Here is an 18,452-nt window from a genome sequence, read left to right as displayed (position 1 = left end):
GTATTAGAGCGCTGGCTCGGCCAGCGGTTTTGGCTTACTGCGCGCCATGGCGATGAGCGGCAGGACGATGCAGATACAGCCCAGCAGCAGCGGCAGGCCCGGCTGCTCGTCAAACAACCATACCCCGATGGCCACCGCCATCAGCAGACCGGTGTACTCCGCCGAGGCGATCTTGCTCGCCTCCGCCTTGCGATAGGCCACCACGCACAATCCTGCATAGACCATGATCAGCGCCGAGGAGCCGAAGGCGGGCCACCACATTTGCCACTGCCAGTCGCCCCCTTCCCACAATGCCAGCGCCAGAATAAAGGGCATGCTCAGCACGTTGGTGAAAAACAGGGTCTGGGCGATGGGCTGCTTGAGTGGGATCCGCTTGATCAGCAGATTGTTGAGCGCCATCGACAGCGCCACCCCGAGCGCCGCCAGTGCTGCCCAGTTCACTTCGGTCGGGCGCAGCACGATCAGTACCCCGATAAACCCGATAACCGCGGTCAGCACCTTCTGCCGCGAGATCGCTTCCCCCGCCATCCACACCGCCAGCGGCACCATCATCAGGGGGGCGGCATAGAAGAGGGCATTGGCAGTGGCGAGCGGCAAGCGGGTGAGGGCCACTACCATCAGGCAGACGCCTACCGCCCAGATATGGGCCCGCAGCAGGTGCCACTTGATGGCCACCGGTGGATTGCGGCGCCATGACCAGAGCAGCCAGGGCATCAGCAGAATGGCGGCCGAGAGCTGGCGGAAAAAGACAAACTGGAAGATGGGCTGATCTGGCTCCAGCACTTTGACCAGCGCATCGGAAAAGACCGCCACCATATTGCCCAGCACCAAATAAAGGATGCCGATCCCTACTGCATTCATACCACCTCCCACTTCAGATGAGCGGAGGGTAGCGTGCCGGTTGATATCCAGTAAAATGATAAAAAATGACCACTCATGAGATATTTAGATAATGAAGCTTCCTCCTCTGCGTGCGGTGCAATATTTCGAGGTAGTGGCCCGGCTGCTCAGCTTCTCCCGTGCCGCCCTTGAATTGAACGTCAGTCAGAGTGCGGTCAGCCACCAGATCCGCCTGCTGGAGGATTTTCTGGGTGAGCGCTTGCTGCTGCGTCAGGGGCGGCTGCTCTCGCTGACAACCCAGGGGGAGAGTTATTTCGAGGGAATTGCCGCTGGGCTCAGCCAGATTGCCCAGAGCAGTGAACAGTTGCGCGGGGGCGGCGAGATGCGAGTCCGGCTCGCGGTCTACAGCTCGTTTGCGGTGAAGTGGCTAATCCCGCGATTGGCCGGATTGCGCCAGCTCTACCCCGAGCTTGATTTGAGTCTGGAGATGGTGGCGGAGGATCCCGAGCTATCTGATCGGGTGGCAGACTGCTTTATCACAGTCTCACCCAACGGGCGGGGCTACTGCCACGATCTTATCTATCAGGAGCGGCTCTTTCCGGTCTGCAGTCGCCGCCTGTTGCAGCAGATCAGCGGGGAGTGGCCCGAGGCCATCTGGCAGCTGCCGCTGCTCTCGGTGCAGTCCATTTACAAGGCGCGGGGCGAGGATTGGCAGCGCTGGGCCAAGGCGGGCGGGCTGGTGATCCCGGACGAGGCGCGGATGCACCATTTCAGCCATGTGCTGCTGGCGATGGAGGCGGCGGCCTGGGATCAGGGGGTTGCGTTCGTGAATGACTACATGCTGCGGCCCGATGATCCCCAGCTGGTGGCCTTGCCGGTACACCAGCTGGAGACGGGGGATGCCTTCTACTTTACCTGCAAGCGCTCGCGGGCCCATGAGCCCGCTATCAGCCGGTTGCGCCAGTGGCTAATGATGGAGACACGCCAGAGTATGCCGTTGTAATTGCTCGGGTTATCAGGCTTTCTTGAACTGGCTCAGCACAAACAGGCTGGTGGCGCAGACGACGACCGAAGGGCCTGCCGGGGTGTCCTGATACCAGGAGAGGGTCAGCCCCCCCAGGACGGCGAGACAGCCAATCAGCGCGGCAAAGCCAGCCATCTGCTCCGGCGTCTGGCTGAAGCGGCGGGCGGTGGCGGCGGGAATGATCAGCAGGGAGGTGATGATCAGCGCCCCGACAAACTTCATCGCTACGGCGATCACCAGCCCGATCAGCAGCATCAATACGCAGCGCAGCACATCGACCCGGATCCCCTCTACCCGTGCCAGCTCTTCCGAGATGGTCATGGAGAGCAGGGGATCCCACAGTCGCCACAGGGTGAGCAGTACCAGCGCGCCACCGCCGTAGATCCAGAGCAGATCCATCGGTTGTACCGAGAGCAGGTCGCCGAACAGGTAGGCCATCAGATCCACCCGCACGTTATCCATAAAACTCAAGGTAACCAGACCGAGGGACAGGGCGCTGTGGGCCAGAATGCCGAGCAGGGTATCGGTCGCGACCTGCTGGTTGCGACTCATGATCACCAATAGCATCGCCATGGCGAGGCAGCAGACCACTACCGCCAGAGTGAGATCGACCTGCAGCAGGATGCCCAGCGCGATACCGAACAGACAGGCATGGGAGAGGGTGTCGCCAAAATAGGCCATCTTGCGCCATACCACGAAGCTGCCGAGGGGACCGGCCAGCAGGGCGATGCCGAGACCGGCCGCGAGGGCGTATAACAGAAAGCTGTCCACTTGAATGTCCTGTTGCTTGCGCTATTTGCTGTGAGTGTTGTTGCGAGAAGGCAGGCGGATGACGGGAGCCTGCGGTTCATGATGATGGTGTTCGCCATCGCAGTGGTGATGATGGGTATAGACCGCCAGCACCTCCTGCTCCGGTCGCCCGAACAGACGGGCAAATTCGGGGTGGCGCGCCACGCTTTCCGGCTCGCCATGACAGCAGACGTGGCGATTGAGGCAGATCACCTCGTGGGTGCTAGCCATCACCAGGTGCAGGTCGTGGGATACCATCAGCACGGCGCAATTGAACTCGGCGGCGAGCTGACCGATGAGGGCATAGAGTTCAATCTGGCCGGTGATATCAACCCCTTGCACCGGTTCGTCCAGCACCAGCAGCTCGGGCTTGACCAGCAGGGCGCGGGCCAGCAGCACGCGCTGCATCTCGCCGCCGGAGAGTTTTTGCATCCGGTTTTCCAGCAATCCCTCTGCGCCCACCCGGGTCAGTGCCTCCTCGATGGAGAGGCGGCTATTTTTGCCCAGTTGCAGGAAGCGTCGCACTGTCAGCGGCAGGGTGGGATCCAGATAGAGGCGCTGTGGTACATAGCCGACTCTCAGATCGCGGCTGCGGGTGATCTTGCCCGAATCCGGCGTGAGCAGGCCCAGCACCAGCTTGCTCAGGGTGCTCTTGCCCGCCCCGTTGGGGCCGACGAGCGTGGTGATTTTGCCTTTATTGAGGGTAAAGGAGACCTTGTCGAGCACAGAGCGTCCATCAAACGAGAGAGAGACCTCTTTCAGCTCTACCAGTTGGTTCATGACAACTCCGGGGTTTACAGCCAGTGAGAGTTATAATATAACAAAAAGCGGCTGTTATATTATCACATACTCACCCCCTGACGAGATTCACCAATGAGAATTATTGTGCTTTTCACTGCCCTGCTGGCGGTGAGTTTGCCTGTTCGTGCCATTGAGGTTCTGACCACCATCAAGCCCCTTGGCTTCATCGCTGCGGCGATCACTGACGGGGTGAGCGAGCCCAAGGTATTGCTGCCGACCGGTGCCTCTCCCCACGATTTCTCCCTGCGCCCTTCCGATATTCGCAACATCAACAGTGCTGGGCTGGTGGTGTGGGTTGGCCCCGAGCTGGAAGGTTTTATGGCCAAGCCGCTGGCCAATCATCCCCATGCTTTGGCCCTGACTCAGGTTGAGGGAATGCCGCTGTTCAACTACGCGACTCAGGATAGTCATGACTCCCATGACCATGATGATCACGATCATGCCGCCCACGAGCACGGTGACCATGATGAAGGGCATGAGGGGCATCATCACGAAGGGGTCGATCCCCACATCTGGCTTGGCCCGACGCAGGCCAAGGTAATTGCCAAGGCGATCGCAAGTGAATTGGGCAAGCTGGATCCGACCAATCAGGCTCGCTATGACGCCAACCTCGCGGCATTTGATACCAAGGTGGATGCCAAGGACAAGGTGATTGCCGGCCAGATGAAGGCGGTGAATGAGAAGGGGTACTTTGTCTTCCACGAGGCGTATGGCTACTGGGAGCGCCATTACGGCATGAGTTCAAAAGGTCACTTTACCGTGAGCCCTGAGCGTCGCCCGGGCGCCAAGACCCTGGTGGATATCCGCAAGGCACTGGAAGAGAAGCAGGCGAGCTGCATTTATGCCGAGCCGCAATTTTCACCGGCAGTGATCGAATCGGTGGCACGCAATACTGGCGCCAAGGTGCTGTTGCTTGATGAGGTGGGTGAACAGGTGCCGCTCGGCCCGGATGGTTATCCCCAATTCATGCAACAACTGGCAGACGCATTTGCCCAATGTCGCTGATTAGCGGCTGAGTCTCTCATCCGGACGGACTATACTGACCTCCAGCATCTGACATGGAGTGTCCGGTATGAAATGGTTGTTGATCCCGGCCTGCACACTGGCGCTATGTTGCGCCAGTGTGCAGGCTTCGCGCCTTTCCGAATATATTGCCAGCCCCGATCTGCGGGCCAAACTGCAGGAGGTGTACGGTGGCCGCGCCATCCAGCGGGCCGAGGCATTCTCTCGTCTGCTCACTCCCAGAGCGGGAACCACGGATCAGCAGAAGATCGAGCTGGTGAACAACTACTTCAACAATCTCACCTACAGTGAAGACCCCAAGCTGTGGGGAGATGAGGATTACTGGGCCAATCCGCTGGAGTTCATCGGTGCCCGGGGTGGGGATTGCGAGGATTACAGCATCTCCAAGTACTACACCCTGATGGAGCTGGGGGTGGATGAGAAGAAGCTGCGGTTGGCCTACGTCAAGGCGGTGCGTTACAACCAGTTCCACATGGTGACGCTCTACTTCCCGACACCCAAGGCTGATCCACTGGTGCTCGACAACATCAACAGCCGGATCCTGCCGGGTAGCAAGCGTACCGATCTCATTCCCGTTTACAGTTTCGATGCCAAAAGCATCTGGATCATGAAGTCACGGCGGGAAGGGACGCTGGCGGGGAGTGCCGATCGGCTGGCGCAGTGGACATCGATGAAGACCCGTTTCTCCAGCGAGCAACTGCGCTCTCCTCGTCGTCAGCTATAGCTTGCCCGCCGCCTTCAACTCATCGAAATATTTCGCCGCGCCCGGATGCTGTTCAATGCTCAGCACAGGGCCGGTTTTATTGCGTGCCCGGTGAAACATATTGGCGTAGCCATAAGTTTGCTCATTGAATTTGGTTTGCTGGGTCAGCATGGCCTTGGTCAGGCGATAGACAGACTCTTCCGGCATGGTGGCATTGGTAACCAGGGTGGCGGCAATAGCAAAGGTGGGCGTCGCCTTCAGATTGCCGGGGTAGATGCGGGCAGGCACCTGACTGCGTTGGTAATATTTGACACCCTTGAGTAGCTGATCCCGGGTGGCCCCATCGATGGGGAGGAAAGTGACCGCGCAACGTTTGGCGGTGTCGAGCACAATCCGGTTAGGGTGTCCCATCACCAGTGCAAATGCATCGATCTGCTTGCTACAGAGCGCATCCGGCAGGTTGGCCATGCTCTTCAGATCGAGATCCTGTTCTTTCGCTCCCAAGATGTTGAACAGGGCCAGCGCCGTCTGGCGGGTACCCGAGTTCTTCAACCCCATATCGATGGGGGCGAGCTTGAGCTGTTCCAGTGACGTGATATCTCCATCGGCACGTATCACTATGGTGAAGGGCTCTGCATGGGTGGCAAATAGTGCGCGCAGCTCAGGTTGCGGCTGCGTGGCAAAAGGGCCCAAGCCCTTGCTTGCCTGATACAGCCAGTCTGACTGCACCATGGCGTAGGAGGACTCGCCACTCTTCAGTCGCTTCAGGTTTTCTATTGAACCCGATGAGCTCTGCAGCTTGCACGCAAGTTGCTCGTCGACCTCATGAGCCAGACGGCAAAATTCTTTGGTTATCTGGTGATAAATCCCCTGCTCACCCCCGGTGGTTATAGTGACGGTTTCAGCCATCAGGCAGGGTTGCCACAGCAGGGGCAACAGCATGGCGAGCTTCTTCATGATTGCGTCTCCTTGGCATAACCATCGATACCCCAGGTCCGCAGTTTGTCGATGTCGCGACACTCTCCCGATTCTGCCAGCAGGGTATAACCGGCGGCATGCATGGTCTGGGAGAGCAGATTCCAGTAGAGCGGTTCATCGGTCAGCTGACAGCTGATAAAGATGGGATTGAGCGGGTCAAGTTGATTGAAGGTATCCGCATTGAGGGGAATGGCGCTGAAGGCGAGCTCACACCCCTTTTCCTGCAACGCAGCCAATGTGACTTGGCCATGGGCAGGGAATGTGGCCACATCCCAGCGCCAATCCAGTGTTTTGCCGCGGCCTTGGCTTAGCAGAGGGGCGATTTCTGACCATTGCGGATGATTGAGCAGGGAGAGGGGTAGCAAGATCCCCTCTATATGGGAGCGCTGCCATAACTCCAGGGTGCTATGGATGGTCGCGAGATCGCTGTCGGCTCCGAGGGGCTGACTGGGCAAGAAACGCTGATAGAGGGCGATTTCCCCTTGTGTGGAGACAAATTTTTGCAGTTGCCCGCCTTCTGGCAGCGGGCTTAGCCCTTGCAGTGGCTGTGGCATGGTTGGGGCAAGCTGTTTTCCCAGTTGGGTGATCTTGAGCCGTTGTTGCAGCAGATCCCGCTTGCGTTCGGAGACCAGTTGGTTGATGGAAAGTGCCACCTCTTTAAGGTCTTGCAACCAAGGGGTGGGCAGGGTGCTGTTGAACTGGTGTTTGCGCAGCCGGATCAGCTGCACATTGATCTGCTCCAGTGGTTGCAGCAGGCGCTTGCACACCAGAGAGATGACTAGGGTAAATACGACGAGCCCCGCCAGTAGGGCTATGCCGGTGCGACTGATGGCATTCCACAGATGCTGATAGGCGTAGCCGCTATGTCCCTCAAGGGTCAGAGTGCCCAGCATGCGCCAGCCATCGGTCAACTCTTGCTCAATCTTGACGGGGGGCATGCCGATAACCGAGGGAAGCCAGCCGGGAACATTCTGCTGGGTAGAGTGGAATACCTTCTGAAACAGCACCTGACCATCCGGATCCACCAGCATGACCGAGCTGACGAAACCGCCATCGAACATGGCATTGACGATGGTTTCGGCCAGCACCTGATCATCATTGAGCAGGGTGCCTTGCAGTACCAGTCCAAGGGCTGTGATGGCGGTCTCCAGATTGGCCGACATCTGATCAAGGATTGACTGGCGGACTGTGGAGACTTCAAGAACGAACAACATAACTGCACCAATCAGGAACAGTACAAGGATTATCCAGCGCAACAGTTTTGATAACGTCATATCCACTCCATGGAAAAATTATCGCAACATTTGAATTTTTAATGCCGAATCGAGTCCGACCCGGCTCTTAAAAATAGGAAAAAATAGTTAAAAAAGGCGATCATTTCTGCCCATCAGGGCGTGTTATGCATAAAATGTGAGGTTCATGCAGATTGTGATGAACTATTTGTAATTTGTTTTGTCCAAAAAACAGTTTTATACGGTTTTGTCACAACTGACATCGCAATACTCTCTCTTGGATCTAAATACAGGATAGCGGATGAAACGTCTCCGTCCCTTGGTAGCACAGGCTGCCAATTGGGAACCACCGGTTCCCCGCAAACATTTTTACGCCATGCTGATGCTGACGGCCATGACCTTGTCAGCAGTGGCATTGCTGCCAGCGCCGGGGGATATCCTGGAGCGGCCTCTTCGCCTTGAGTTGCCCATTGATACCGCCGGTACGGCAACCAACGAAAACAACACCGATTTTAACGAAATCCCAGACCACGAACTGGTTGATCAGAGTGCGGCAGAGGACGATATCCCTGTTGATACCGCACCGCAGTGGCAGGATTACCGAGTGCGTAATGGTGAGAACCTGACCGCCATTTTTAACAATCTCGGTCTCTCCACCACCACCCTCTACAAGGTGCTGGACGCGGACAACAAGAACTATCTGGCGCGCCTCAAGCCGGGCCAGAATATCGAGCTGCTGATCGATCAGGACAACATCCTGCAGCAACTCAAAATCCGCCTGAACATCAAGCAGACGCTGGTGATGGCGCGCAGTGACGATGCTTATACTGCCTCCATGATCAACGAGAAGGTCGAGTGGCAGCCGCAGCGTTACAGTGGCGTGATCAACGGCAGTTTCTATGTCAGTGCCCGCAATGCTGGCATTCCTGCCAATCATATCCAGAAGATTGCCAACCTGTTCCAGTGGCGGATGAACTTTGCCCAGGATCTGAAAAAGGGCGATAAATTCAAGGTGTTGGTACGCCAGGAGACAGTCGAGGGCAAGAGCACCGGTAACAGCCAGCTGCTGGGTGTGGAAATGATCAGTCAGGGCAAGACGGTGTCGGCCTGGCTCTCCGATGATGGCAACTATTACGATGGTCAGGGCAACAGCCTGGAGCGTGGTTTCCGCCGTTATCCGACCCACAGTCGTTACCGGATCAGCTCAAACTTCAACCCCGCGCGCAAGCATCCTGTGACTGGTGCTATCCGTCCCCACGAGGGGACCGACTTTGCCGTTCCGGTGGGTACCCCGGTACTGGCCACGGGTGACGGTGTGGTCCAGAAGGCGACCAGCCACCCGCTGGCGGGTACCTATATCGTCATCAAGCACGGTCGAACCCTCTCTACCCGTTATCTGCACCTGAGCAAGTTGCTGGTCAAAACCGGTCAGCGGGTGAAGATGGGCGACAAGATCGGCCTCTCCGGCAATACCGGTCGCTCGACTGGTGCTCACTTGCATTACGAGCTGCGGATCAACAACCGTCCGGTTAATGCCATGACCGCCAAGCTGCCGATGGCTGAACCGCTCAGTGGCAAGGAGCGTCGCCAGTTCCTGGCCAAGGTGAAGAGCTACCGCAAGGAGCTGGCCGCCGGTTAATCGCTGTAGCCACTAGCTGAAATGAAAAGGCCCCGCCAGACTGGCGGGGCTTTTTTGCATGAGCAGTGTTGGTCAGTAACCCTTGTCGAAGTCAATCTTGCCATCCAGTGGCTGGCCATCGATAAAGCGAATGTAGTTGCGTACAAATATCTGGGCCACATCCTCTGGAAAGCTGTAGGCGCTGTTGTGGGGGGTGACGATTAGGTTGGGTTGTCCCCACAGTGGACTGTCGGCGGGCAGCGGCTCCTGCTCGAATACATCCAGCACCGCCATTGCCAGCTTGCCGGTACGCAGCGCTGTGAGCAGGTCACCCGAGTGTACAGCGCTGCCACGACCGACGTTGAACAGGATGGCGCCCGGTTTGCAGTGTTCGAAGCGCGCGGCATTGAAGAGATGACGGGTATCGCGGGTGGCAGGCAGCACGCTGACGATGACATCGGCCTGCGCCAGCATCTTGTTGAGCGCAGGCAGTTGATAAACCTGGTCAAACCCGGCACGTTCCCGACCACTGCGGCTGATGCCCAGCACCTTCATACAAAAATGTTTGCCGGTGTGGGCGATATGCTGGCCAATGCTGCCGGTACCCAGGATCAGCATGGTTTTCCCTTTGAGCCCCTGATAGGGGTGACTCTGCCAGAGTCGTTGTCTTTGTTGTTCCCGATAGAGAGGAAGTTGGCGTGTCAGACTGAGCAGATGACCAAAGACATACTCGCTCATCAGCGGGCCGAAGATGCCGCGCACGTTGGTGAGCTGATAGTTGCGACGACTGTCCGGATCGAGCAGCACGTCGACCCCGGCATAGGTGGACTGGAACCAGCTCAGCTTGTTGGCTTTGGGCAGCAGTGGCTTGGCGCGGGCTGGCTCTGCCAGCAGAATATGGGCCTCGCCGATAAGTTGTTCGGCATCGCTCGGGTTGTCGGCCCGCAGAATGCGCAGATGAGGGAGGTTGGCCGCCTTGAGCAGACGTTCGTAGTGAGCATTATCCTGGCTGAGCAAAAGAAGGGTACGTTGGCTCATACTCTTGTTCCTTATCAGAATTTGCGGCGCGACAAGATGCCGCTCTCGTCCCATCTTACCCGAGTTGCCAGCGCAACATAGCCGACCAGGGCGCTTTTTCGTTTTCGCCACGCCCCTCGTGGGCTACAATCTGCCCCACATTTTGCAAAGGATCCGACTCCAGTGTTTGGTGACAAGTTTTATAAGCGACTGGCCGAGCTACAGCCTTGGCAACAGACCGTCTACACCCTGGCGCTGGCAGAGCGCATGTACCCCAACTATGCCCTGTTCAGCCAGGCTTCCGGTTTTGGCAATGCAGATGCCTTCCGGCACGCGCTGGATCAGATGTGGAACTATCTGACCGTCAAGGGCTCACGTGTCAATCTGGGAGCCATTCTCGAAGAGTTAGAAGCCCATATTCCGGATCCCCGCAAGTTTGAATCCTACGGCGCCTATCCGGCGCTGGATGCCTGTGTGGCACTGGGCTGCGCCTACAACTCGGTGATCTGCCGGGTTGGCGAAGAGGCCAACGATGCCAGCCATGCCTCCGTTGGCACTGTGGCCGGTTTTATCGAGCTGCTGGAGGAGCGGGATCTGACAGAAGAGGAGCTCTACGAGCACGAGTACATGGAGGCCGAGCTGGAGTTTCAGGTCGAGTTGCTCAAGCGGGTTGCCCATGAGCGCGACAGCGATCGTATCCTGGCTATCAGAGCATTCGCCTCTCAGGATGGCGTCTCCAATATCGGTATCAGCCTGGAAGAGTAATTATCTCCGGTGCCTGATAGACAAAAGCTCCCGGTCGGGAGCTTTTTTTATGTCTGTCATTCTGTGGCTGTTTAAGCTTGCTCTTCGGTCAGGGGTCTGACGCTCAGCACCGGGGCAGCGTCGATTTCGTCTGCATTCATCATGGTGGAGATGCGTTGCAGGGAGGAGAGCAGCAGGGTCTGTTCCCACGCTTCCAGCGCCTGAAAACGCTGGATGAAGCGCTCTTGCAGCGGGGTCGGGGCCTGGGCCAGCAGGGCGCGGCCTGCGTCAGTCAGTGTCGCGTGAACCTTGCGCTTGTCGGTATTGCTGCGAACGCGCTGCACCAGTTGACGGCTCTCCAATCGGTCCATGATGGTAGTGGCGGTGGCCTGGCTCATGTTGGTGTGATCGGCCAGCTGACGCATGGAGATCTGTCCCAGCTCGTCGATCCCTTTTAGCAGCAATAGTTGCGGGGAAGTGAGCCCGGCTTCTTTGATCAAGCGCCTGGAGTGCATGTCGATGGCACGAATAATCTGGCGCAGGGCGACCAGTACTTCATCATGTTTTTCCATGGGGTGTGCGTCATTTGAGGGCTATGGAGAGGCGCAAAATTTTCCGCCTAATTCGTTACAAGGTCAATATTGTTTTTGTTGTAATGGTTTTTGCTCTAATCAATTTTGTGTTAGGTTGTCGGGCATTTCACGGAATTCACCCTGACATTTGAGGAGCGAGATGATGAATGACGAGCTGGATATCAAGTCTCTGGTGGCCGAGTTACGTGTGGTTAGAGTGCGCTATGAACTGCCGGACACCTCGGCTTTTGTGCGTTATCAGCCTGCCTATGATGAAGACCCCAACAACCTCAAGGTACACCACTATGATGGTGAGTTACCCCTCTCTTGCAGTGAGACAGGTACTTTCAACCTAAAGGAGTTGGTGAATGAATTACGCTACGCCTATGTGCTGGTGCACCTCTTTCCTGACGAAAGCGCCATGAACTTCTATCTGACCGGCCTCGATACCGGCCTGGCCCAGCTGGAGTTCATCGGCGGCTCTTACGACTTCAACCGCCTCTGGATCACCAGCGGTGTCTCCAATCAGGGTGTCCCCATGGCCATCTTCCTCGGCAAGCGTCACGCCGTGAACGGCCAGCCCTCGGTTTCGCTGGTGGATCACCGCGAACAGGCAGCCGGCAAACTGGTCTATCGCGCCATCGGCGGGGCCGGTGATCATGTGGGCGAAGACTTTTTCAACAACGACTAAGGAGGCTGGATGCGAGCAAGCAAAGGGCTATTGAAAGGCCTCAACCCCACCATGGCCATGACGGCCCTCACCGTGATCACCCTGTTTTTACTGTTTGGCGTTTTTGTTCCCGATACCGCAGCCGCCTGGTTTGTCGGTGCCAAGGATCAGATTATTGCCGGGTTCAAGTGGTACTACATTCTGGTGGTCGCCCTGTTCCTGTTCTTCGCTGTCTACCTGATGTTCAGCCGTTTTGGCAGCATCCGGCTGGGTGACGACGACCAGGTACCGGAGTTCGGCTACTTCGCTTGGTTCTCCATGCTCTTTAGCGCGGGCATGGGGATCGGTCTGGTGTTCTGGAGCATCGCCGAGCCGATGAACCATCTGCAGGGCAATCCGTTCATTACCGAAGGGATGACCCCGGAAGCGGCCCAGATCGCCATGCGCCTCACCTTTTTCCATTGGGGCCTGCACCCCTGGGCCATCTATGTGATCGTTGGCTTGTCGCTGGCTTTTTTCAGTTATCGCCGCAAGTTGCCGCTGGCTATTCGCTCCGTGCTTTACCCCATTCTCGGTGAGCGCATCTACGGCTTCTGGGGCCATGCGGCCGATGTGCTGGCGGTGTTCGGCACCGTGTTCGGGGTGGCAACCTCCCTCGGTCTGGGGGTCTCCCAGATGAATACCGGCCTCAACCAGATGTTCGGTATGGCAGTGTCGCAGTCCAACCAGCTTTGGCTGATTGGCGGTATCAGCCTGATCGCCACCCTCTCGGCGGTTTCCGGGGTCGGGCGCGGGGTGAAGATCCTCTCCGAGCTCAATATCTGGCTGAGCGTCTTCGTACTCGCACTCTTTCTGGTGCTGGGGCCGACCACCTATATCCTCAACGCCTATGTACAGAACATCGGTGATTACCTGCAGAACATCGTCAAACTGAGCTTCTGGACCAACACCGAGGCCAACGGCACCTCGGCCTGGCAGTCGAGCTGGACGGCGTTTTACTGGGGCTGGTGGATTGCCTGGGCGCCGTTTGTCGGCATGTTTATCGCCCGTATTTCCAAGGGGCGTACTATCCGCGAGTTTGTGCTCGGTGTGTTGCTGGTACCCTCGCTGCTCGGCATGTTCTGGCTCACCGTGTTTGGCGGTACGGCGATGAATCTGGAGCTGTTTGGCGGTGGCGGCGTGGTCGCTGCGGTCAATCAGGATGTGACGCTGGCGCTCTACAAGACGGTCGAACTGCTGCACTGGGATACCTTCGGCTGGATCGCCAAGGCCGTGCTGACCCTGCTCATCTGCACCTACTTCATCACCTCCAGTGACTCGGGCACGCTGGTCATCACCACTCTGCTCTCCATCGGTGATCAGGAGCCGCCGGTACTGCACCGCGCCGTATGGGGTCTGGGGCAGGGGCTGGTTGCTGCTATCCTGCTGGTCTCTGGCGGCCTGGCAGCCTTGCAGGCGGCCAGCATCATAGCGGCGCTGCCCTTCTCGGTGATCATGCTGGCGATGTGCTATTCGCTGATGCTGGGGCTCAAGCAGGAGAGCCAGCGCCAGTTCGAGTATCGCCAGAATCTCAAGCGCCACGATGGCTCATCCCATATGAGCCTGATGGAGCGAATTGGTCCTGCATAACGGCACCAGCAGGGGTTAGCGCCCCCTTACATATAAACTTGGATGCAAAACGGCCGCCCTGGCGATGCTCTCCTTGCGGAGCTCATCATCAGGGCGGCCGTCTGTTATGGGGCCGAGGTTACTCCTCGATAAAGGTCCACTCATCCTTGATGCGGCTAATGGCATCAGTGCGCTTTTTGGCGAGCTGCTCCTTGATCTCTTCTCCCTTGTAACCGGCCGCCACTATCTCTTTCACCGGCACTGCCTGGGCGGCAGCCAGCGCTTCGGCCACATAGTCCGGCTCGGCGTAGACCCGCTCCTCGAAACCGGTGCGGCCGTGGAAGTCGGCGCGGCAGGCATCCAGCAACTGGGCAAAGCGCTCGGGGCGACGCCAGGCATCAGCCTTGTCGAACACTTTGAGCAGGGTGGCGGGCTTGAGCTCAAAGGCAATATGGATGTGGGTGTGCAGATCGCTCACCAGCAGCGCCAGATCCCGGCACTCATTGGGTACCCGGAACCGCTCGCACAGGGCGCGAATAAGCGGCAGCCCTTTCTGGCCGTGACCGTGATGGCTGGGCCAGAACTCCTTGGGGGTCACTCCCTTGCCAAGGTCGTGGCAGAGGGCGGCAAAGCGGACTGTCAGCTCGGGGGAGATCCGGCACGCCTGCTCCAGCACCATCAGGGTGTGGATGCCGGTATCGATCTCCGGATGCCACTTGGCCGGGGCGGGGACGCCGAACAGAGCGTCGATTTCGGGGAAGAGCGCCTTTAGGGCGCCGCACTGGCGCAGCACCTCGATAAAGATCTGCGGGGTTGGCCCCAGCAGCACCTTCTCTAGCTCCTTCCAGACTCGCTCCGGCGTGAGGTGGGTTAGCTCGCCAGCGGCCGTCATCTCGCTCATCAGGGCGAGAGTTTCCGGCGCTATGGTAAAGCCCTGAGCGTGGAAGCGGGCGGCGAAGCGGGCAACCCGCAGGATGCGCAACGGATCTTCGGCAAAGGCGGGGGAGACGTGGCGCAGCAGCCGTTTTTCCAAATCCTCGATGCCACCGTAGGGATCGTGAAGCTGGCCCTGATCATCTTCGGCGATGGCGTTGATGGTGAGATCCCGGCGCAGCAGATCCTGCTCGAGCGTCACATCGGGGGCGGCGTGGCAGACAAAGCCGGTGTAGCCCTGACCCTGTTTGCGCTCGGTACGGGCGAGGGCATATTCCTGCTGGGTTTTGGGGTGAAGAAACACCGGAAAGTCGCGACCGACCTGGGTAAAACCCAGCGCCAGCATCTGCTCCACGGTGGCGCCGACCACCAGATGATCCCTGTCGCCCTGCGGTAATCCCAGCAGGCGATCCCTCACTGCGCCCCCAACCAGATAAGTCTGCAAACCATCTCTCCCGTCATCAATCGTGGGGCCGAGTATATCGTCTTTGTTACCGCTTTGCTGCCTGGCCACCACCTGCCCGCAGCGTCAGTCAGCGCGGCTTTGACTTGGGCGTGACGAGGCCTTACGCTGCCGCACCAGACAGCTGGCGCTGTGCTGCGGGATGACTTTATGCCCGCGCAGGCCAGATGAGCCGAAGGAACCGCAGAGTTCCCCATATATCAACGACATGAGAACAACGTGAATCAATCAACCTTCGCAAGCCGGGTTCTGGAGTGGTACGAGCTTCATGGCCGCAAAACCCTGCCCTGGCAGCAGGAGAAGACCCCTTACCGGGTCTGGGTCTCGGAGATCATGCTGCAGCAGACTCAGGTCGCCACAGTCATCCCCTATTACCAGCGTTTTATGGCGCGCTTCCCCGATGTAGTGGCGCTGGCCGATGCCCCTGTCGACGAGGTGCTGCACCACTGGACCGGGCTTGGCTACTACGCCCGGGCCCGCAACCTGCACAAGGCGGCCCAGCAGATCCGCGATCACCACCATGGTCTCTTTCCCGAGCGCTTTGACGAGGTGATGGCGCTGCCGGGCATTGGTCGCTCAACCGCCGGGGCCGTGCTGTCGCTCTCTCTGGGTCAGCCCCACGCCATCCTTGATGGCAATGTGAAGCGTGTACTCACCCGCTGGCTGGCGCTGCCGGGCTGGCCCGGCCAAAAACAGGTGGAGAACGAGCTGTGGGAGATCGCCATCCGGCTGACCCCCAAGCTGGGGGTGGCGCAATACAATCAGGCAATGATGGATATCGGGGCCACTATCTGCACCCGCAGCAAGCCTGCCTGTGATCGCTGTCCGGTGCGGGCCGATTGCCAGGGGCTGTCGCAAGGCAAGCCTACCGCTTATCCCAACAGCAAGCCGAAAAAGAGCATTCCGGCCCGCGATGGCGTCATGTTGTTGATCCGCCATGGTGACGAGTTATTGCTGGAGAAGCGGCCGCCACAGGGGATCTGGGGCGGGCTCTACTGCTTCCCGCAGGTGGCCTCGCTGGCGGAGGTGGATGGTCTGCTGGCGTCCCTTGGCCTGAGCCATCACGGTTATCGTGAACTGGCCGGTTTTCGCCATACCTTCAGCCACTTCCATCTCGATATTCAGCCGCTGCTGATTGACATTGATGAGGCGCAGCCGCTGCGGCTCATGGAAGCAGATAACCGACTCTGGTATAACTTACGCCATCCTGCCGAGGTGGGGCTGGCGGCCGCCACGGCCCGCCTGCTCGCCTATCCAGAGTTACAACCATAGAGGTCAACATGAGCCGTACTGTATTTTGCCAACGCCTGAAAAAAGAGGGCCCGGGTCTGGATTTCCAACTCTATCCCGGTGAGCTCGGCAAGCGGATTTTTGACAACATCAGCAAGGAAGCCTGGGCCGAGTGGCAGAAGAAGCAGGTGATGCTGATCAACGAGAAAAAGCTCAACATGATGAATCTTGAGCATCGCCAACTGCTGGAAAAAGAGATGGTCAGCTACCTGTTTGATGCAGGTGAAGTGCAGATCGAAGGTTACACCCCGCCTGCCCAGTAAGCTCTCCGGCTGTTGTACGTGTGAACAGGTGCGGGAATGGCGCCACACTGGCGTGACCGCTCCTGAAGTCGCAGCAAATGAATGATGGGCAGCTCTGCTGCCCGGTTTGAGGATCCTATGGGCCGAATTTTTTGGCTGCTGTGCACCCTGCTGTTTCTCTCTGCCTGCTCATCCTCCCCCAAGCCCAGCGGGAGTGAGGATGACGATCTGGTCAACGGCAAGGACATCCGCGGTTTTGAACACATGATCAGCGCGCTCTCCCATAACGTGAACGAGATATGGGGGCGGGAGGCGCTGTTTGCGGGCAAGTTTGACTACGTCAAATACACGGATCAGTACAAGAGCCGGGCCCACATCGACTTCTCCAGCGGTCACATCATGGTGGAGACGGTCTCGGGCATCGATCCCCGCGCTCACCTGCGTCGCGCCATCATCGAGACCCTGCTGACGCCGGACGATCCGGCCGAAGTGGATCTTTACTCCGACCGGGAAATTCTGACTGGTGGCGAGCCCTTCCTCTACGGTCAGGTGCTGGACAATCAGCGCCAGCCAATCCGCGCCTCCTGGCGCGCCGAGCGTTATGCCGATTACCTGCTCAACACTGCGATGAAGAAGCGCACTTTGGGGATTCGCACCATCTTCTTCGTCGATATTCCCATGGTGGCCAACCATGAAGATCGACGGGGCTACAAGTATGCGGGGATCATCCGGGAAGCGTCGCGCAAATACGGCGTGCCGGAGAGCCTGATCTATGCGGTGATCAAGACCGAGAGCAGCTTCAACCCCTATGCGGTGAGCCATGCCAACGCTTATGGCCTGATGCAGGTGATCCCGGCTACCGCCGGTCGTGACGTCTATGTTCGGGTCAAGGGCAAGAACGGCCAGCCGACCCGGGAGGAGCTGTTCAACCCGGCCTACAACATCGATGTCGGTACCGCTTATCTGCACCTGTTGCAGACCGTCTATCTGGCGGATATCGAGGATCCGCGCTCCCGTCGCTATGCGGTGATCTCCGCCTATAACGGTGGTGCTGGCGGGGTACTCAATACCTTCTCCAGCGATCGCAAGGCGGCGCCGGGTCGGATCAACCGGCTCTCCCCCGAGGCGGTCTATCAGGTGTTGACCGAGCAGCATCCCAAAGAGGAGGCGCGCCGTTACCTCTACAAGGTCAATCAGGCCGAGAAGGGGTTCAAGAGAGCCTTTGCCAGTCGGGCCGGTTAAGCGGTGATGCTGGGTTAACCATGCAAAAGGGCGCTTGATATCAAGCGCCCTTTTAACGTCTGGCCAGTTCGTCGTTGAAGTGGCCTTATTTGGCGATAAAGCCGCCCTTGGTCTGCGGGGCCGCGCCCACTTTCTCCAGGGTTTTCACTTCCACTTCGGTCTTGTTCCAGCTGTGGTCCACTTCACCACGGATGCGGATCTGATCATCCGGGCCCACTTCGGTGCCACGCCACACATCCTGATCCACTTCGACCTCCACTTCACCGCTGGCATCGCGGAACAGATAGTTCTCGCCGCCCAGGTGCTTGACCAGTTTCCCTTCCAAGGTGGCCCAGCTGTCATCGGCCAGATCTTTCAGTTGAGCAACGGAAACCTTGTTCTGCTCCTGCGGGCCGGTATAGGCCGCCATGGCAAAAGAGGAGACAGACATCAGGGTCAACAGTCCGATTACGCTTGCGCTTGCCTTGTTCATTTCATACTCCTGTCGTTGGTATGAGGGCATTGTGCCGGGGGGGGCGTGAAACAAGCGTGAAAGAAATAGGCTGGTGTGATTGTCTGTTTTGTGAGCGCAAGCGATTTCATCGGTGGCGGAACATGTGTGATTTCATCTGGAACTGTAATCTGTCGCCTTCACCAGAAGTCAGTGGCAGCAGACTCTTCCCA

At 58.3% G+C, this 18,452-nt stretch carries 19 protein-coding genes; 10 read left to right on the top strand and 9 right to left on the bottom strand.

Going from position 1 to position 18,452, the window contains the following annotated elements:
* Nucleotides 1–3: 3 nt before the first annotated feature.
* A complete protein-coding gene (locus tag G5168_RS11090; RefSeq protein WP_005335858.1) occupies nt 4–861 on the bottom strand; it encodes a DMT family transporter in 858 nt (285 codons plus the stop codon).
* Nucleotides 862–952: 91 nt separating this feature from the next.
* On the opposite strand from G5168_RS11090, the gene G5168_RS11085 reads away from it, so the two are divergent.
* Nucleotides 953–1,843, top strand: coding sequence for a LysR substrate-binding domain-containing protein (locus G5168_RS11085; protein WP_021231712.1), 891 nt, complete (start codon nt 953–955; stop codon nt 1,841–1,843).
* A 12-nt stretch (nt 1,844–1,855) separates the two neighbouring features.
* Here G5168_RS11085 and znuB read toward each other — a convergent pair whose 3' ends face one another.
* Nucleotides 1,856–2,635, bottom strand: a complete 780-nt coding sequence (gene znuB / locus G5168_RS11080) for a zinc ABC transporter permease subunit ZnuB (RefSeq protein WP_033115078.1) — start codon at nt 2,633–2,635, stop codon at nt 1,856–1,858.
* A 21-nt stretch (nt 2,636–2,656) separates the two neighbouring features.
* Nucleotides 2,657–3,433 (bottom strand): zinc ABC transporter ATP-binding protein ZnuC, encoded by a 777-nt coding sequence (znuC, locus tag G5168_RS11075; RefSeq protein ID WP_421252203.1) that lies wholly within the window; start codon nt 3,431–3,433, stop codon nt 2,657–2,659.
* Between the two features lie 93 nt (nt 3,434–3,526).
* Between znuC and znuA the strand changes: the two genes are divergently transcribed.
* Both znuA and G5168_RS11065 read left to right on the top strand, forming a co-directional pair.
* Nucleotides 3,527–4,459 carry a zinc ABC transporter substrate-binding protein ZnuA gene (gene znuA / locus G5168_RS11070; protein WP_421252202.1) on the top strand — a complete coding sequence of 311 codons (933 nt, stop codon included), beginning with the start codon at nt 3,527–3,529 and terminating at the stop codon, nt 4,457–4,459.
* A 67-nt stretch (nt 4,460–4,526) separates the two neighbouring features.
* Nucleotides 4,527–5,201, top strand: a complete 675-nt coding sequence (locus G5168_RS11065) for a transglutaminase-like cysteine peptidase (RefSeq protein WP_042052461.1) — start codon at nt 4,527–4,529, stop codon at nt 5,199–5,201.
* On the opposite strand, the gene G5168_RS11060 is transcribed toward G5168_RS11065, so the two are convergent.
* On the bottom strand, nt 5,196–6,137 hold the full coding sequence (locus G5168_RS11060; RefSeq protein ID WP_421206171.1) for a TAXI family TRAP transporter solute-binding subunit: 942 nt from the start codon (nt 6,135–6,137) through the stop codon (nt 5,196–5,198). The genes G5168_RS11065 and G5168_RS11060 overlap by 6 nt on opposite strands.
* Nucleotides 6,134–7,432: a LapD/MoxY N-terminal periplasmic domain-containing protein gene (locus tag G5168_RS11055; protein ID WP_421252201.1), complete on the bottom strand. Its 1,299-nt coding sequence runs from the start codon at nt 7,430–7,432 to the stop codon at nt 6,134–6,136. The genes G5168_RS11060 and G5168_RS11055 overlap by 4 nt, the downstream gene beginning before the upstream one ends.
* 259 nt (nt 7,433–7,691) lie before the next feature.
* On the opposite strand from G5168_RS11055, the gene mepM reads away from it, so the two are divergent.
* The gene (mepM, locus tag G5168_RS11050; RefSeq protein ID WP_421252200.1) at nt 7,692–9,029 is read left to right on the top strand and encodes a murein DD-endopeptidase MepM; all 1,338 of its coding nucleotides are present in this window, start codon (nt 7,692–7,694) and stop codon (nt 9,027–9,029) included.
* 72 nt (nt 9,030–9,101) lie between these two features.
* On the opposite strand, the gene G5168_RS11045 is transcribed toward mepM, so the two are convergent.
* Nucleotides 9,102–10,046 (bottom strand): D-2-hydroxyacid dehydrogenase, encoded by a 945-nt coding sequence (locus G5168_RS11045; protein WP_216952089.1) that lies wholly within the window; start codon nt 10,044–10,046, stop codon nt 9,102–9,104.
* A 162-nt stretch (nt 10,047–10,208) separates the two neighbouring features.
* On the opposite strand from G5168_RS11045, the gene G5168_RS11040 reads away from it, so the two are divergent.
* A complete protein-coding gene (locus G5168_RS11040; RefSeq protein ID WP_216952088.1) occupies nt 10,209–10,790 on the top strand; it encodes a YjaG family protein in 582 nt (193 codons plus the stop codon).
* A gap of 71 nt (nt 10,791–10,861) precedes the next feature.
* Here the strand turns inward: G5168_RS11040 and G5168_RS11035 are convergent, their stop codons facing one another.
* A complete protein-coding gene (locus G5168_RS11035) occupies nt 10,862–11,341 on the bottom strand; it encodes a MarR family winged helix-turn-helix transcriptional regulator (RefSeq protein WP_216952087.1) in 480 nt (159 codons plus the stop codon).
* 163 nt (nt 11,342–11,504) lie between these two features.
* On the opposite strand from G5168_RS11035, the gene G5168_RS11030 reads away from it, so the two are divergent.
* Both G5168_RS11030 and G5168_RS11025 read left to right on the top strand, forming a co-directional pair.
* Nucleotides 11,505–12,032 carry a hypothetical protein gene (locus G5168_RS11030; protein ID WP_216954452.1) on the top strand — a complete coding sequence of 176 codons (528 nt, stop codon included), beginning with the start codon at nt 11,505–11,507 and terminating at the stop codon, nt 12,030–12,032.
* A 9-nt stretch (nt 12,033–12,041) separates the two neighbouring features.
* Entirely contained in the window at nt 12,042–13,640 is a 1,599-nt protein-coding gene (locus tag G5168_RS11025) for a BCCT family transporter (RefSeq protein ID WP_005335834.1), read from the top strand.
* Between the two features lie 118 nt (nt 13,641–13,758).
* Here G5168_RS11025 and G5168_RS11020 read toward each other — a convergent pair whose 3' ends face one another.
* A complete protein-coding gene (locus tag G5168_RS11020) occupies nt 13,759–14,997 on the bottom strand; it encodes a multifunctional CCA addition/repair protein (protein WP_216952086.1) in 1,239 nt (412 codons plus the stop codon).
* Nucleotides 14,998–15,234: 237 nt separating this feature from the next.
* On the opposite strand from G5168_RS11020, the gene mutY reads away from it, so the two are divergent.
* The 3 genes from mutY (at nt 15,235) to mltC (ending at nt 17,789) form a co-directional block, all read left to right on the top strand.
* On the top strand, nt 15,235–16,287 hold the full coding sequence (gene mutY / locus G5168_RS11015) for an A/G-specific adenine glycosylase (RefSeq protein ID WP_100652745.1): 1,053 nt from the start codon (nt 15,235–15,237) through the stop codon (nt 16,285–16,287).
* An 8-nt stretch (nt 16,288–16,295) separates the two neighbouring features.
* Complete coding sequence (locus tag G5168_RS11010) at nt 16,296–16,568, top strand: oxidative damage protection protein (RefSeq protein WP_005335828.1); 273 nt, start codon at nt 16,296–16,298, stop codon at nt 16,566–16,568.
* Between the two features lie 117 nt (nt 16,569–16,685).
* A complete protein-coding gene (gene mltC / locus G5168_RS11005; protein ID WP_042052484.1) occupies nt 16,686–17,789 on the top strand; it encodes a membrane-bound lytic murein transglycosylase MltC in 1,104 nt (367 codons plus the stop codon).
* Between the two features lie 85 nt (nt 17,790–17,874).
* Here mltC and G5168_RS11000 read toward each other — a convergent pair whose 3' ends face one another.
* On the bottom strand, nt 17,875–18,261 hold the full coding sequence (locus G5168_RS11000; RefSeq protein WP_005335826.1) for a YgiW/YdeI family stress tolerance OB fold protein: 387 nt from the start codon (nt 18,259–18,261) through the stop codon (nt 17,875–17,877).
* Nucleotides 18,262–18,452: the final 191 nt, after the last annotated feature.

The organism is Aeromonas sp. 600724 (assembly GCF_049175135.1).
Taxonomy (GTDB): domain Bacteria; phylum Pseudomonadota; class Gammaproteobacteria; order Enterobacterales; family Aeromonadaceae; genus Aeromonas; species Aeromonas veronii_A.
Note: the sequence above shows the minus strand (reverse complement) of the source record. Positions and strands in the feature narration are given on the sequence as shown.